Annotated in this window: 20 protein-coding genes; 4 read left to right on the top strand and 16 right to left on the bottom strand. The window is 45.3% G+C overall.

Annotated elements, in window-relative coordinates:
* Positions 1-114: 114 nt before the first annotated feature.
* From RS881_RS39840 to RS881_RS39785, 12 genes are all read right to left on the bottom strand, one after another.
* Complete coding sequence (locus RS881_RS39840) at positions 115-675, bottom strand: ABC transporter permease (protein WP_315815861.1); 561 nt, start codon at positions 673-675, stop codon at positions 115-117.
* Positions 666-1901 (bottom strand): FtsX-like permease family protein, encoded by a 1236-nt coding sequence (locus tag RS881_RS39835; RefSeq protein ID WP_315815860.1) that lies wholly within the window; start codon positions 1899-1901, stop codon positions 666-668. The genes RS881_RS39840 and RS881_RS39835 overlap by 10 nt, the downstream gene beginning before the upstream one ends.
* A gap of 77 nt (positions 1902-1978) precedes the next feature.
* Positions 1979-2302 (bottom strand): ABC transporter permease, encoded by a 324-nt coding sequence (locus RS881_RS39830; protein WP_315815859.1) that lies wholly within the window; start codon positions 2300-2302, stop codon positions 1979-1981.
* A complete protein-coding gene (locus RS881_RS39825) occupies positions 2275-2475 on the bottom strand; it encodes a hypothetical protein (RefSeq protein ID WP_315815858.1) in 201 nt (66 codons plus the stop codon). The genes RS881_RS39830 and RS881_RS39825 overlap by 28 nt, the downstream gene beginning before the upstream one ends.
* Positions 2476-2594: 119 nt before the next feature.
* Entirely contained in the window at positions 2595-2771 is a 177-nt protein-coding gene (locus tag RS881_RS39820; protein WP_315815857.1) for a hypothetical protein, read from the bottom strand.
* 231 nt (positions 2772-3002) lie between these two features.
* Positions 3003-3503, bottom strand: coding sequence for an ABC transporter permease (locus RS881_RS39815; RefSeq protein WP_315815856.1), 501 nt, complete (start codon positions 3501-3503; stop codon positions 3003-3005).
* Between the two features lie 17 nt (positions 3504-3520).
* Positions 3521-4930: an ABC transporter permease gene (locus RS881_RS39810; RefSeq protein ID WP_315815855.1), complete on the bottom strand. Its 1410-nt coding sequence runs from the start codon at positions 4928-4930 to the stop codon at positions 3521-3523.
* Positions 4927-5274, bottom strand: coding sequence for a hypothetical protein (locus RS881_RS39805; protein WP_315815854.1), 348 nt, complete (start codon positions 5272-5274; stop codon positions 4927-4929). Before RS881_RS39805 ends, RS881_RS39810 begins: the two co-directional genes overlap by 4 nt.
* Positions 5275-5545: 271 nt before the next feature.
* Entirely contained in the window at positions 5546-6223 is a 678-nt protein-coding gene (locus tag RS881_RS39800) for an ABC transporter ATP-binding protein (protein ID WP_315815853.1), read from the bottom strand.
* 53 nt (positions 6224-6276) lie between these two features.
* Positions 6277-6498, bottom strand: coding sequence for a hypothetical protein (locus RS881_RS39795; RefSeq protein WP_315815852.1), 222 nt, complete (start codon positions 6496-6498; stop codon positions 6277-6279).
* 323 nt (positions 6499-6821) lie between these two features.
* Positions 6822-7559, bottom strand: a complete 738-nt coding sequence (locus tag RS881_RS39790) for an efflux RND transporter periplasmic adaptor subunit (protein WP_315815851.1) — start codon at positions 7557-7559, stop codon at positions 6822-6824.
* Between the two features lie 103 nt (positions 7560-7662).
* Positions 7663-7914: a hypothetical protein gene (locus tag RS881_RS39785; protein WP_315815850.1), complete on the bottom strand. Its 252-nt coding sequence runs from the start codon at positions 7912-7914 to the stop codon at positions 7663-7665.
* Positions 7915-8242: 328 nt separating this feature from the next.
* On the opposite strand from RS881_RS39785, the gene RS881_RS39780 reads away from it, so the two are divergent.
* The 4 genes from RS881_RS39780 (at position 8243) to RS881_RS39765 (ending at position 11197) form a co-directional block, all read left to right on the top strand.
* Complete coding sequence (locus RS881_RS39780) at positions 8243-8470, top strand: response regulator (RefSeq protein ID WP_315815849.1); 228 nt, start codon at positions 8243-8245, stop codon at positions 8468-8470.
* Entirely contained in the window at positions 8467-9558 is a 1092-nt protein-coding gene (locus tag RS881_RS39775; RefSeq protein WP_315815848.1) for a sigma-54-dependent transcriptional regulator, read from the top strand. Before RS881_RS39780 ends, RS881_RS39775 begins: the two co-directional genes overlap by 4 nt.
* A complete protein-coding gene (locus tag RS881_RS39770) occupies positions 9528-9602 on the top strand; it encodes a helix-turn-helix domain-containing protein (protein ID WP_315824756.1) in 75 nt (24 codons plus the stop codon). The genes RS881_RS39775 and RS881_RS39770 overlap by 31 nt, the downstream gene beginning before the upstream one ends.
* Positions 9603-9706: 104 nt before the next feature.
* The gene (locus tag RS881_RS39765) at positions 9707-11197 is read left to right on the top strand and encodes a sensor histidine kinase (protein WP_315815847.1); all 1491 of its coding nucleotides are present in this window, start codon (positions 9707-9709) and stop codon (positions 11195-11197) included.
* Positions 11198-11312: 115 nt separating this feature from the next.
* On the opposite strand, the gene RS881_RS39760 is transcribed toward RS881_RS39765, so the two are convergent.
* The 4 genes from RS881_RS39760 to RS881_RS39745 form a co-directional block, all read right to left on the bottom strand.
* On the bottom strand, positions 11313-12110 hold the full coding sequence (locus RS881_RS39760) for a nuclear transport factor 2 family protein (protein ID WP_315815846.1): 798 nt from the start codon (positions 12108-12110) through the stop codon (positions 11313-11315).
* A gap of 115 nt (positions 12111-12225) precedes the next feature.
* Complete coding sequence (locus RS881_RS39755; RefSeq protein ID WP_315815845.1) at positions 12226-12591, bottom strand: hypothetical protein; 366 nt, start codon at positions 12589-12591, stop codon at positions 12226-12228.
* Between the two features lie 149 nt (positions 12592-12740).
* On the bottom strand, positions 12741-13022 hold the full coding sequence (locus RS881_RS39750) for a class I SAM-dependent methyltransferase (protein ID WP_315815844.1): 282 nt from the start codon (positions 13020-13022) through the stop codon (positions 12741-12743).
* Positions 13023-13252: 230 nt separating this feature from the next.
* Positions 13253-14599 (bottom strand): DUF3526 domain-containing protein, encoded by a 1347-nt coding sequence (locus tag RS881_RS39745; protein WP_315815843.1) that lies wholly within the window; start codon positions 14597-14599, stop codon positions 13253-13255.
* Between the last annotated feature and the right edge of the window lie 3 nt (positions 14600-14602).

Raw genomic sequence — 14602 nt, 5'->3', positions numbered from 1 at the left:
ATTATTGATTCATAATTACAGCATAGTAGCACCTACTAGGTTCAACTTGTTGATTGTCGCTTATAACTGTCTTCTATTCGTAAATCCTATCCCAGCCAACGCATTTCCGATCCATTACTCACTCCGTAAACTATTCACCGGATTTTTCAAAGCAGCTTTTACGGATTGCAGACTCAGGGTAATGAAGGCAATGACCAGGGCTATTAAGCCTGCCAGTGCAAACACCCACCAGGAGATCTGAATACGGTAGTAAAATGATTGCAGCCAGTTGTGCATTACATACCAGGCAAGTGGCGTAGCAATTACGATGGCCACCAGTACCAGCAGCAGGAAATCTTTGGAAACCAGTCCAACGATTTGAGGAACACTGGCGCCCAGCACTTTGCGGATACCGATTTCTTTGGTGCGTTGTACAATGGCCAGCAGGGCAATGGCAAACAGGCCCATGCAGGAAATGAGGATGGCCAGTACGGCGCCACTCATGAATATTTTGGATAACCGGGCTTCTTTATTGTAGGTGCGGTCTGTATTCTCGTCCAGGAAGGAGGCCAGGAAAGTGGCTTTGGGGTTTACTTCTTTCCAGGCTTTTTTGATCACCTCCATGGAAGCCGGCAGGTTATCAGGCTGTACCCGGATAAAGATATACGATACAGGCCAGTTGGGTCTTACCACCATGGTAAGGGGGCCAATTGACGGTGGAGCGATTTGAAGTGAAAATCCTTTACCACTCCCAACACCTTTAACTGCGTGCCATCGAGTGCCAGCATGGCGCCAATGGGATCTTTCTCGCCGAGTGAGCGTGCCATGGTTTCATTAACGAGTACGCCGCTGGTATCCATGCCATAGCTGCGGGAAAAATCGCGCCCGGAAAGCAGCTGAATATCCATTGTTTTCAGGTAGTCATAATCTATCCGCAGCCAGTGGGTGGTAATTCCTTTGTTTTTATAGTCAAAACCCATGATAGAAGTCGTGGAGGAACCATCACGTCCACGGCCCAAATTCATATCGGTACCGGTAACACTGATGATGCGGGGTTCATGAGCCAGGCGGTCGCGCAACAGGCTCAGAGCTACCTCACTGTTGATGGTACCGCCAATAGGCAAGCTGATCACCTGTTGTTTATTATAACCCAATGGTTTGTTGCGAAGGTAATTGATCTGTTGCCATACGATCATGGTACAGATGATGAGCAGGGAAGACAATACGAACTGTACTACCATTAGTGCGTTGCGTACCCTGTTGGACCGGCCCACAGGCAATTTGCCTTTCACCGTTTGGATGGTATTGAATTTGGATACCATCCAGGCGGGATAACCGCCAGCAAAAAGGGTGACCAATAAAAAGCCTATCAGTATATACACTATGATAAGCGGCGAGGCCAGCATATTGACCGATAAGGCCTGGTAAAATATTTGTTTGTAATAGGGCAATAGGAAGTAGGCAATGCCAAGTCCTACGATGAGCGCAAAGAAACTTACGATCAGCGCTTCGCCCCAGAATTGGGAGATCAGCTGCCAGCGTAGGGCGCCCATTACTTTGCGGATACCGATCTCCTTTGACCGGGTAAAGGAACGGGCCAGGGAAAGGTTCACAAAGTTTACACAGGCTATGAATAAAATAAAACCGCTAATGACCAACAGCATGTAAGCGTAGAACTTACTGGCGCCGGCTCCTGTGCCGCTTGCTTCACTGAAATGAATATCTACAAAAGGGATTCCCCGCAGCTGTATGATCTCGCTCGATTTATTGGGTTGGGCGCCATCCCTTTTTAGTTTTGTTAACTTCTCCGTATAATATTTATGAATAAAGGAAGCCGTTTGTTTTTCAAAGGCTGCCAGTTTTGCACCGTCGCGCAATTGTATAAATACTTCATGATTATCGCTATCCCAGGTATCTACCAATTCCTGGTAGTCACCAAAATGTTCAAACCTGGACAGGATATCGTAAGTAATGCTGGAATTATTGGGAAAGTCCTTCGTTACTGCTGTAACAGTAAAAGTGGTCCAGCTGTTGCCTTTTTCATTTCTACACTTTTCCCAATGGGGTCTTCCTGGTCAAACAACACTTTGGCACAATGTTCCGTGATCACAATATCATTGAGGTTGCCGAGGGGTGTTTTGCTATTGCCGGCATGGATGGGGAAGGTAAACATGCGCATAAAGTCGGGATCCACAGCCCGCACATTCAGGTGCACTTCCTTGTTTTGGTAACGCACCATGCCATAATCGCTGCCGCCATAGCGGGTAATGTATTGTACATCGGGGTATTCGGCTTTTAATGCCGGCGCCAGGGGAACCGGCATGCTGGAGCTGGTTTCATCACCCTTGCATGTTGCTCATGGAAATAGAGCTGGTACAGGTTCTTTTTGTGCTCATGAAACTGATCATACGACAGTTCATGATAAGCAGTAAGAGAAAGGAACAGTGCTGCTGTAATTGCAATGGCCATACCAAAGATGACAATCGAGGCAAACATTTTATGTTTCCAGAGATTGCGCCATGCGATTTTAAGGTAGTTGCTAAACATAATCTTTTGATTGGGTTAAAAGAACTGTTTGTTTTAGGGTGGTATGGCCTATATAGAATAACTGGATTTTATTTACCGTCGTTTTCCCGAATGTTCAGGGAATCCATGATGCGTTTTGCCATCGCTTCCCGCCCGGCCTTATCAAGACCGGCTACATTGTATTCCTTTTTAAAGTCTTGTACTTTCCGGCCATCGATCTTGGCATATACCTCTATTTTCATGATATCGCCCTGATAAGAGATCAATTTTTTTTACAGTGGTGCCTCGACCGCAGCTGGTAAAAATCATCACCATGGCAATTAATGCGACGGACAGTGTAAGGACTGTTTTTTTCATTGCTGTTTGATTGGGTCTGTGAAAAGGTTCAATTTCTAATAGCCATATCTGTTGGTACGAAACCAATAATCAATTATTAATTAATAATTGATTATTGGCTTAATATTCTTTTTACGTGCAGCAATGCTGCAGCTTGTTTTCTATTCACTCCTCAAGCTCTTCACCGGATTGGCTGTTGCCGCTTTGATGGCCTGGAAACTGATGGTAACCAGCGCAATGATCACTGCAATAATACCAGCTGCCAGGAAAATCCACCAGGGCATATTGCTTCGATACGCAAAATCCTGTAACCAATTGTTCATTGCATACCATGCAATGGGGAATGCGATGACCGTGGCGATAGCTACCAGTTTCAGAAAATCTTTTGACAGGAGCGTGACGATGCTGCTTACCGAAGCGCCTATTACCTTACGGATACCTATTTCTTTAATGCGCTGGGTGATAGCAAAGGCCGATAAGCCAAATAAACCAAGACAGGCGATTGCGATGGCAATGCAGGCAAAAATGGTGAAGATAGTGCCTTGCCGCTGCTCTGATTTATACAGGTTTTCAAAGCGATCATCCAGGAACGTATATTCAAAAGGTGTTTCAGGTAAGAATTGTTTCCAGGTGCTTTCTATATGCGCAAGCGCTGCTGTCATATTGTTGCCGCCAACCTTTACCGATATCCTGGCATAATTGCCATTGATTTAGGGATCACCATTACCAATGGAATGATTCGCTGGTGCAGGGATTCAAAGTGAAAATCATTGAATATGCCGATGATCTTTCCCCGTTCACCACCATAGCTGAAATTTTTGCCAATGGCCGAAGCTGCTGAAGGCAGGCCCATGGCTTGCACCGCTGCCTGGTTCACCATATAGCTGGCTGTATCCAGGCCATAATCGCGGGAGAATGCCCGGCCTGCTACCATTTTTACACCATAGGTTGAAACAAAATCCTGGTCAGTAGCCAGGTACTTGATATCACTGGCAACAGGTGTTAATGAGTCGCCACGTTCCAACGAAGCGCCTTGTGCATCCAGCAGGCGACCTGTAGGGATGCGGGAGGAGCGGGCTATATTTTTAATATTACTATTAGACAGTAGTGCTGTGCGGAAGGCATCGAACCGGTCGGTAAGTCCATCATTATAACTCATTGTTACAATATGCTCCCGGTCAAACCCCAATGATTTCTCCTGCATGTATTTGAGCTGCCGGAAAACGATGGCCGTACAAATGATGAGCATAATGGAGATGGAGAATTGCGCTGTAACCAATACCTGGCGGAATGAGATATTGCCTCCCCCTGATTTCAAAAAGCCTTTCAATACTTTCACGGGTTTGAAACTCGACATGAAGAGGGCAGGGTAGATACCGGCAACAGTGCCCACCAGGAAGGGAGCTATCAAAATAGGCACAATGATCTGCCATTGAAACAAAGGCGTTATGGAAAGCGTTTGCCCGGATAATTTATTGAGGAAAGGAACCAGTTGCCAGGTCAATAAGAAGGCCAGTATCATGGCCATCCAGGTAATCAGGGTGGATTCGCCAAGGAATTGGAAGATGAGTTCCTTTCTTTCGGCGCCTACCACTTTGCGGATACCTATTTCACGGGCACGCAATACAGACCGGGCGGTAGAGAGGTTCATATAATTGATGCAGGCGATCAATAATATAAACAAAGCGATGGCCGAGAATACATAAACGCGTTTGATATCGCCATTTTCATCGATCTCTGAATCGAGGTGAGAATGTAAATGGATATCCGTCATTTTTTGCAGGAAAAGCTGTGTCCAACGGGAAGCTTTCATTTGTGAACCTGACTCTGTCAAATGCCGGTCGATAAATGAAGGGAACTGCGCTTCCAGCTTTTGGCCGTCGTAGCCGGCGGGTAAAAGCAGGTACGTATAAAATGCGTTATTGCCCCAATTCGTTTGTAGGTTGCGTTCGCCGTAAACGGTAGAATCCCTCAAGGTATTGAAGGATACTAACAGGTTGGGATGGAAGTGGGCGTTGGATGGTAAGGGTTTAAAAATACCGGTCACTTTAAAGCTGAGACGGTTATCAAGCCGCACCATTTTGTTCATCGGATCTTCATTGCCAAAATACTTTTAGCCAACTCTTCCGTCAATAAAATGGTGTTGGGATCTTTCAGGGCCGAGGCTTTATTGCCGCTGCTTACCTGAACGGTAAAGAGGTTGAAGAATTCTTCATCGGCAAAAACCACATGCTGTTCATTGAATACCTTATCCTGGTAGCGAAGCGTCATCGTGCCCGCTGGCAGTATACGTGTGACCTTCTCTATCTCCTTAAAATCATTTTTCAGTAAAGGGCCGAAGGGGGTGCTACGGCGCCCAGGTGCAGGTTGGTGGCGCCTGTTTCTGAATTCGGAATAGGCGGGTAACCCGGTAAATGCGATCGGCTTTATCATTGTACTTGTCATAACTTAACTCGTGCAGAATATATACAAAGATGAGTAAACAACAAGTAAACCCTACGGTTAGGCCAAAGAGATTAGTGAAGAAGATAAACCTGTATTTAAGCAGGCTGCGAAATGCAATCTTCAGATAATTGTAGATCATGGCTGATTTTTTGGCTGGGAGCTTTAAGCGGTGAGCAGCGAGCTATGAGCAAATACAGCCAGAGAACCCCTTTCGATGCAGCAGGCTCGCAGCTCGTAGCTCATGGCTCGTAGCTGGCTGTTAAACCATTATATTTTCCAGTACTGCTTGTCCATCCAGCATCCTGATGATACGGTGGCTGTAACGGGCATCATGTTCGGAGTGGGTAACCATTACAATGGTAGTACCTTGCTCATTGAGGTCAGTAAGCAATGCCATTACTTCATTACCGTTGGATGAGTCGAGGTTACCCGTAGGCTCATCGGCCAGGATCAGTTTGGGATTGTTTACTACTGCACGCGCTACGGCTACCCGTTGTTGCTGACCACCCGATAATTGTTGTGGATAGTGGTTACGGCGGTGCATGATCTGCATTTTGTCCAGCGCTTCTTCCACCCGCTTTTTGCGGTCGGCCGATTTAACGCCTGTATAGATCAGTGGTAATTCTACATTTTCAAATACCGTGAGCTCATCGATCAGGTTAAAGCTCTGGAATACAAAACCAATATTGTGTTTGCGCAGGTCAGCACGTTTGCGCTCATTAAAATGGGCAATTTCCTGGCCATTGAAAACAAAGCTGCCCGCATCGGGATCATCCAGTAAACCCAGGATATTTAATAAGGTTGATTTACCGCAGCCCGAAGGGCCCATCACCGCTACAAATTCACCCTCCTTTACTTCAATCGTGAGTTTATTCAACGCCACAGTTTCCACTTCTTCTGTACGGTAGACTTTCTCGAGGTCTGTGATCTTGATCATGTTATTTGTTTTGTTTGTTTGATCCGAAGCTGGTCTCCGGTAAAAGAATATGATTAGTTCATAAAAATAATGCTATAACCCGGCAAATAGCCAGTAACGCCCGGGATCGCTGTTTCTCCGGAACCCGCTTCCGAATGGCTTTTATCCAGGGGCAGAACAGTGCTGCCAGTGCAATTTTTCAGCGCCTCACAGTTGCTGTTGGTGTTTCTGTTAGAAGATGCGCCCAGGGTGCAGCAAAGCAGCAGTAACAGGGCGTAGATGATCTTGACTTTCATGGCGGTCAATTTATGTGAATTGTCAGTTGTACATGATGCAGCTTTCATCTTCCTGCTTGCCGGCTACCGTTTTAAAGGACAGCCATTTTTTGCTCATGTTTCACTTTTGACGTTTCACGGTGTATATAAGTTACTCGTTTTTCTTTATTTTTCCTCTTCCCACTATTCCTTCTTCAGCACCAGTTCCTGCATATCTCCATAGTTCTCATAGCTGGAAGTCACTACTTTGTCCCCAGGTTTCAAACCTTCCAATACTTCAAAGTAGTCAGGACTTTGGCGGCCAAGGGTGATCTTGGTGATATAGGCGGTATTTCCCGTTTCGCTTACTTTAAAGATCCAACTGCCACCGGTTTGTTGGTAAAAACCACCTTTGCCAACAGGATCGCTTCAGATTCATCGCTCAATGCCAGGCGTATCTGCAGGGTCTGACCACGGCGGATGCCTTTGGGCACTTCGCCTACAAATTGCATATCTACCTGGAACCGGCCCGCTGTTATCTGGGAATATACCTTGGTAATGCGGAGCTTATAGGTTTTATTGGCAAACTCAAAAGTGCCACTCAGTTCGGTATAGATCCGGGAAAGATAGTGCTCATCAATATCGGCCCTTACTTTAAAGCCGCTCAGTACGTCGATCTGGCCAAGGCGTTCGCCTTTGTTCTTGTTTTGACCCAGTTCAGCATCCAGGGAGGTGAGCTGACCATCTACGGGCGATCTTACGATCAGGTCACCTACTTTTTTGCGGGTGAGGTCCAGCGCATTTTGAGAACCCGTATAAAGCTGGCGGGCCTGGGAGATCTGCTGGTTGGTGGAAACAGAGTCCTGCTTCAGGATCTCGGCGGTAAGTTTTTTCTTCTGTACCTGGTAGTTGTAGGTATTTTCTGACTGGCGGAATTCCTGTTCGCCAATCGCTTTCTGGGCAAATAATTTTTTGTTGAGCAGGTATATCCGTTCAGCTTCTTTGAGACTGTTTTCTACATCCGTCATCTGGTTCAGCTTGGTTACGGTATTCTGCTGCGCATTGTTGCTGGCGATCTGCATTTGCGTCAGCAGGTTGTACACCTGTGTTTCCTGGTTTACCAGGTTAAGGGCCAGATCGGGGTTGGAGAGGCGCAGGATGGCCTGGCCTTTTTCATCACCGTTCCATCTTCTACAAACTTTTCTTCTACCCGGCCACCTTCTGAGGCATCCAGGTAAATGGTGGTGATGGGTAGTACCACACCATTAATGGGAATGGTTTCCTGGAAGGGCGCCTTTTTACTTCCGTAATAGTAATACGTTCAGTATCTACATTCAGGCGCTTTTTGCCCGATGTAAAGTAAATGCTGGCGGCAATCAAACCTGCCAGGGCAATAATGCCCCCGATCGTCAGTAACTTTTTGCTGGTCCATTTCTTTTTGGCAATGACTCTATCCACGGTATAAACTTTTTTAGAATTTAGCTTTTTTAAAAAAGTCATCCGGCTGGCTGATGGCCGGATGACCACAATAACAATCACATGAGAAATACCTAATTGACGAACTATGAAAGCAACAACGTGCCAGAATGCAATGCCTATGATTTACAGAAACTTAGCACGCCCATTTCTACGAATCTGTTCGTTACCGCTACAACTACTGTCCGCTTTCGATACAGTTGGCTTTGGCCGGTGCTTTTACGTAAAAATTGTTTGCCATGCCTTTGTATTTATGGTATAATTGTAGTTGGGTTTTGTTGCATCCAACTCAATTTTTATTTTTCCAATTATGCTACTTAAAAATGCCAGTGTTTTAATTATTGATGATGATACCGATGTTTTGACTGCTGTAAGGCTGTTATTAAAAACGGAGGCCAAGGAAGTGGTGACAGAAAAGAACCCCGAGAACCTGCGATGGCTGTTATCCAAACAAACTTTTGATGTGATTTTGCTGGACATGAACTTTACCAGCTCGATCAATACAGGCAATGAAGGCCTTTTTGGCTTAGTAAAGTGAAGGAGTTCAAGTCCGAAGCTGCCGTGATCATGATCACCGCTTATGGGGATATTGACCTGGCCGTGCGTTCCCTGAAGGAAGGGGCAGCCGATTTTGTGGTAAAACCCTGGCACAATGAAAAACTGATCACCACCATCAAGGATGCCCTGAAACGTAAAGGAAGCGGCAAAGCTACCGCCAGTCCTTCCATCAGCAATGATTCTATTATCGGCAAAGAACTGTTGGGCGAGTCGGAGATCATGCAGGACATCTTCTATAAGATCGAGAAAATAGCCCCTACCGATGCCAATATCCTCATCCTGGGCGAAAATGGAACGGGTAAGGACCTGATTGCCAAAGCCATTCATCAGCAATCACTTAGGGCCGATAAAGCCTTTGTAAAAGTGGATGTGGGCGCCCTGACCGAAAGCTTGTTTGAAAGTGAATTGTTTGGCCATAAGAAAGGTGCATTTACCGATGCCCGGGAAGACAGGGTAGGGCGTTTTGAAGCGGCCAATAATGGCACTTTGTTCCTGGATGAAATAGGTAATATTTCCCTCCATCAACAAGCCAAATTATTGAGCGTTTTACAAAATCGCCAGGTAACCCGGCTGGGTACAAACGACCCCGTTCCCATCAATATCAGGCTCATTTGCGCCACCAACGTGCCCCTGGCCGAACTGGCCAATGAGAACCGTTTCCGGAAAGACCTGATATACCGGATCAATACAGTAGAGATCATGGTGCCACCCCTTCGCAAACGCGAAAACGATATTATCCTGCTGGCTAAACATTTCAGCAGGCTCTACAGCAATAAATACCTGAAACCGGTATTGGAGTTCGATTCCAAAGCCATGGAAAAACTGTTGCAATACCATTATCCCGGTAATATCCGTGAATTGCAATACACCATCGAAAGGGCCGTGATCATGGCCGATGGCAATGTGCTGCAGTCTACCGACCTTATCTTTTCGCCCATCGAATCATCCATTGTGGTAGATTCTGAACCAGATGAGCTGAAACTTAGTTCCGTAGAAAAAATACCATCCTCCGTGTTATTGAAAAGCACAATGGTAATATTACCAAAGCGGCCAAGGAACTGGGTTTAACAAGAACCGCACTGTACAGAAGGCTAAGTAAATATGATATTTAACTTTAGAAGTCCGGAAGACCGGAAGTCCGAAAGACAGTTAAACAAAGTTTTACTTTTCGACTTTCCCGGTTTACCGACCCTTTCCGACCTCATACCTCAATATAATGATGGATTTTAGAAACATAGAATGGCGCATCCTGAGCCGGGTATTTTTATTACTCGTTACCTTAACGGCAACAGCTTTTCTGATCGTAAACCAGCTATTTATTTACCTGGTGATCATGCTGCCCGTGATCATTTACCAGGTGATCGAGTTTTATCGTTTTCAACGCAAGGCCCATGATGAGCTGAACCAGTTTGTGGAGTCCGTTCATTATCGCGACTTTTCGCGCTATTTTGATGTAAAGCATGCCCCCGTAGAGTTACAGCCCCTCCGCAAGGGATTTAATGAGATCAATTCCACTTTTAAGGTCATCAGTAAAGAAAAAGAAACACAATACCAATACCTGCAGAAGATCCTGGAACTGATCGATACGGGCATATTGATGTTTAAAGAGGATGGGGGAGAAGTAGTATGGATGAATGAGGCGTTGAAGAACATGTTGCAGTTGCCCTACCTGAAAACCATCCATTCCTTGTCCAAGCGTGATGGCGATCTGTACCGGCAAGTGCTCATCTTAAAGCCTGGCGATAGCAAGATCGCTACGGCGCATCCCGATAAAAACGCCGTGAAGGTATTGCTTTCGGCTACTGCCTTCCAGACAGAAGGGCTCAAATACAAGCTCATTGCTTTTCAAAATGTGAATGAAGCATTGGATGAAACAGAGTCAAAAGCCTGGCAGAAACTATTGAGTGTAATGACCCATGAGATCATGAATTCCATTGCGCCCATCTCTTCCCTGGCGGCTACCTTAAAACTGCGGTTGCAGGAGTCGGTGAGTTCGATCGACAACCAGAGTGGCCAGTTGGAGGACCTGGAGCTGGGTATTGATACCATCAAGAGAAGGAGCGAGGGCCTGCTGAAGTTTGCCGAAACCTACCGCAACCTCAACAAGATCACCGCGCCCAATGTGAAGAAAGTATATGTGCGTGACTTATTTGAGAACCTGCACCAGTTGATGGAGCCTACACTTAGCCAGAAGAATATTGAAATGGAGATCATTCTCAAAGATCCCGACCTGATGCTGGAAGCCGATACCAGCCTGGTAGAACAGGTGTTGATCAACCTGGTGGTCAATGCCATGGAGGCCGTGAAAGACCAGGTGGAACCACGTATCATATTATCTTCTTACCTGGCCTCCAACCGTAAAACGGTGATCAAGGTGGCCGATAATGGCATTGGCATGCCTGAAGAACTTATCGATAAAATATTCATTCCCTTCTTTAGCACCAAGAAAAGCGGTAGCGGTATTGGTCTTAGCTTGTGTAAGCAGATCATGATGCTGCACCGCGGTCATATCCATGTACAGTCTGTTGAAGGGAGGGTACCGCCTTTGTATTGCAGTTTTAATGCTCAATTCCCTCGGAAGGGATTGATATACAGTATGCTGTGTGCGGTTGGTTACTCAAGTGATACTGGCGGATTGTGCTATTTGTTTAATGATCAGTTAATACAAGTACGAAACTGGCACAAGGATGAGGCCAGGTTCATATAAGGTTTGAAGCTGGGTGAGCTAGCCTGGCGATTGTCAATATGTTCATTGCTATGCAGTAAACAAAAAGCCATCCGTGAAGATGGCTTAATATTATTTCAATAAGAGATGAACTGCCTCACTTTTGTAAGGTCAACTCTTCCGTAACGACCCCGTTTTCTTGCACCCGCAATCCTGTTACACTTTGCTGACCGTTCCTGGTAAATTCAAAACTCAGGTCGCGCTCTTTCATAAAGAAGGTATTGTTTGTTTCGGCAAAGAGGGGGATGGTACCCTTGCCGGCAAGTTCCATCACCAGGGTTCCTTTTTCCTCACGGATAAGTAGGTTATTGGTTTGCGGACCTTTATACCTGCCTGCATATTTACGCAGCACAGCTACAGGTACGGCTATCTCTTTCCGCGTGTTGATGTATGCAGCAGGATGATGGTCATAACTCAGTATACGTTCCATTTTCCAGGCCCCCTCTTTCAATAACCATAAGTGGTTAAAGCTGGCATGCCCGTCCCGGAATTCTTTCTTTCCTTTTTGGATGATGTAGAAATAGTGCTCGCCTTGCAGAACGGCGCCATACAAGGTGTCCCTGTTTTTCAAGGGGAAGAATTTTACAGTACCTGGTACAGCCTCTCTTCTTAACCGCCTATCGGGGTTGCTACACAAGTTCTTCTTTAGGCTGGCATTCAGCTCTCCTCTTCCTTTGGTGATGCCGCCTACGTCATGGAAAAACTCAATATCATCGGCGAGGAACTGGCCAGTCAGGGTAGTATCACAATTGTTGTAACCTGCCCAGAACAGACTGTCTTTTTGCAGGATCAGGGTTTTCAATTCTTGTGGCGTGCGTTGAGCCTGCAGGGAATGCAAGCTGCTGAAAATAGCAAATAGGGCGCAGGCAATGGGGATACAAACATTTTGTTTCATGTGCTAATAACTTTTTACAGGGTCATCTTTGCGTAACACTGTTGAACAATAAAATGAATAATGATTGAATGGGCCGTACACTGCGGCGCCTATAACAGGCTGAAGTAGTTGGGGGCTATAAAGATAGGCATAAAAGTGAATGGAGCACTTTTATGCCTTGAAGTGTAAGATTATTTTTTTGCGCACTCACCACCCAATCCCAGGGGAAGGGCGATTTCATCCAGGTTGGTGGACCATCAAATTCAGTAGCCCAGGTATATTCTACTTTTTCTATGTGCAGCAATTGAAAACCCTCATTTTGCAGGGTTATTTCCAATTCTTCTTTCAGGTAATGCTTGGTGGGTATTTTATCTAACTCAATAACACCGCGCTTGAGTTCATTGAATCGCCTGGTATCACTAGTTGACAGGGACGATTTTTGCTTGATCCCTTCCTCCTCATTCCATTGCCCCCCTGAATTCGCTGTACAAAGCCGATTCAAGGGAAGGTACTACCAATACCAGGTGTCCCTTCTTCTTGAGGCAACTATTGAGGTTTTTGAAAAAGACAGCCCTTTTTTACTGTCGTTGATCAGAATGGCATTTACACAAAGTACTACATCACAAGGAGGTACTTTCACAGGTTGCCTGGTCATATCGGCGGTGATAAAATCGATATTGTCTTTTTTTCAAATTTTGCCTGGGCATAGGCCGTGTACTTTTCTGAATGATCCAACGCATATACTTTTTCAAAAGAAGAAGATAAGAGTGGTAACCATTTGCCTACTGCACAACCAATATCTGCTACTGTTTTCTTAGGTGATGCAAATTCCTGAATACGGGATTTAATAACGCCATGTTTATCATTTTTCAAAACATCAAAGATCTCTTCCTCGTATTTGGGTGACATTTCGTCCCAGTACTTTTTGTCCATTGGATTTTTAAAATTGGTTATTTACTGTCCTTGCTATTGTTGCTATGCTAATTACTTGATTGCCTGCCAAAATATATTTCAGCATACCTCAATTTGCCACGAAAGTAAACTGTTTAAATTAAAAACAAGCAAATGAAGAGGAAATTATGAACAATACAAGGCTTTACGTTAAACGTATAGTTTAACAGCTAGTTGTTTTTTTGTGCAAATAGCAGCAGACGGGAAATAACTTAGTGGCTATTGATCCTTCTTAAATGATAGCTGCTTAAGCAACCTAAGAGCAGCGTACTGATCAATAACGGTAATAACAGTGTTGTCCAATTTATTGGTTGATCATTGGTATATATTGCTACATCGATCTTATTCCAATCTTCTTGATTGACTGCTGTATTGTCAAATATTTTTGGATAATAATAAAGTCGTTTGCTTTCATGAAAGCGGGCGGCGCTGTCGAGATAGGAGAGGTAATTACCCAGTCCCGATTGTGCCAGGTTATTCATTTGCCATTGTGTATGGAGCGTGGGAATAAATAAAGCCAATTGCTCACCGGCAGCCTCCCTGCTGTATAATTTATTTTTCAATTGCCGGGAAGCTTGTTGGGCATCATCATCACCCATTTGCTGCATGGCATAATACCATAGCCAGCTAAACTTCCCATCGGGTAAAGCATATTTTCTAAACTGGGGGTAATGGGCATAAAATTTATCCATGGTGATGGCCTTATCCATATCCCATTTTTCGTGATACCCTTTGCGTTGTTGTACGGCCGTTTCCAGTGCTTCGGGTACCGGGTATTTATTGATGAGGTAATTGTTGATGCCTGCCGGCGCTACAATGGTGAGCGCTACCCATAGGGTCAATAAACTGACAGCATTTACGGCCGAACGTTGTTGCCAGGATACTACCCAGAAACTGATGGCAAACCAGCACAGCAGGTAGCAACTGCCCATACTCATAAAAGCCAGTAAGGCGCTATTCAGCGGTAATGACAATATTAAAATGGCGGCTGCCACCAGCAAGAGATAAACCGCCAATACGACTGCACTACGCAAGGCAAATAGTTTCAACAACAGCATCTTGGGCCGGCCCGATTGAGTGGTGAGCAAGGACCAGGTACCATTTTCCTTTTCGCCCGAGTAGGTGTTAAATGTACAGGCAATGATGAGCAAGGGAAAGAGGTACAGGAGTACAAAGCCAAAATCGAGGTTGCCCAATAATAGGTTCGTGGGGTTGTACAAACCCGTATCATATAGCTGCCCTTCCAGGTTGCGAATGGTTAAACTTTTAATAGAGGGATTAATATCGCGTTGCCCGATGGTTAATCCATTGATAGGCGCTGTTTGGTTAACAAGGGTAAAGCGCAGGTAATACAACAGCAATCCCATTTCCTTGTTATAACCCGTTTGCCGTTTAATATGGTCCTGCTGCCAGGCCCTTACCTCGGTAATATGCTGCTGTTGTTTGTCGAGGAATTGTTTACCAATATACAGGCTGATGATGCCGGTGAAAAAGAGGAGCAGGAGGCCTGTGATCACACTGCGCGTCCTGATAAAGTTTTTAAATGCTAAGCTGATCATCGG

The organism is Paraflavitalea speifideaquila (genome assembly GCF_032395985.1).
GTDB classification, from domain to species: domain Bacteria; phylum Bacteroidota; class Bacteroidia; order Chitinophagales; family Chitinophagaceae; genus Paraflavitalea; species Paraflavitalea speifideaquila.
The sequence above is the reverse complement of the archived record's forward strand: the minus strand, read 5'-3'. Positions and strand labels throughout refer to the sequence as shown.

What these genes read in the sequence shown, in the direction of transcription:
- RS881_RS39840 (WP_315815861.1), bottom strand. Translation starts at nt 675, where the DNA reads ATGGTGGTAAGACCCAACTGGCCTGTATCGTATATCTTTATCCGGGTA.
- RS881_RS39830 (WP_315815859.1), bottom strand. Translation starts at nt 2,302, where the DNA reads ATGCCGGTTCCCCTGGCGCCGGCATTAAAAGCCGAATACCCCGATGTA.
- RS881_RS39825 (WP_315815858.1), bottom strand. Translation starts at nt 2,475, where the DNA reads ATGTTTGCCTCGATTGTCATCTTTGGTATGGCCATTGCAATTACAGCA.
- RS881_RS39815 (WP_315815856.1), bottom strand. Translation starts at nt 3,503, where the DNA reads ATGACAGCAGCGCTTGCGCATATAGAAAGCACCTGGAAACAATTCTTA.
- RS881_RS39810 (WP_315815855.1), bottom strand. Translation starts at nt 4,930, where the DNA reads ATGAACAAAATGGTGCGGCTTGATAACCGTCTCAGCTTTAAAGTGACC.
- RS881_RS39805 (WP_315815854.1), bottom strand. Translation starts at nt 5,274, where the DNA reads ATGATAAAGCCGATCGCATTTACCGGGTTACCCGCCTATTCCGAATTC.
- RS881_RS39800 (WP_315815853.1), bottom strand. Translation starts at nt 6,223, where the DNA reads ATGATCAAGATCACAGACCTCGAGAAAGTCTACCGTACAGAAGAAGTG.
- RS881_RS39795 (WP_315815852.1), bottom strand. Translation starts at nt 6,498, where the DNA reads ATGAAAGTCAAGATCATCTACGCCCTGTTACTGCTGCTTTGCTGCACC.
- RS881_RS39780 (WP_315815849.1), top strand. Translation starts at nt 8,243, where the DNA reads ATGCTACTTAAAAATGCCAGTGTTTTAATTATTGATGATGATACCGAT.
- RS881_RS39765 (WP_315815847.1), top strand. Translation starts at nt 9,707, where the DNA reads ATGATGGATTTTAGAAACATAGAATGGCGCATCCTGAGCCGGGTATTT.
- RS881_RS39760 (WP_315815846.1), bottom strand. Translation starts at nt 12,110, where the DNA reads ATGAAACAAAATGTTTGTATCCCCATTGCCTGCGCCCTATTTGCTATT.
- RS881_RS39750 (WP_315815844.1), bottom strand. Translation starts at nt 13,022, where the DNA reads ATGGACAAAAAGTACTGGGACGAAATGTCACCCAAATACGAGGAAGAG.
- RS881_RS39745 (WP_315815843.1), bottom strand. Translation starts at nt 14,599, where the DNA reads ATGATCAGCTTAGCATTTAAAAACTTTATCAGGACGCGCAGTGTGATC.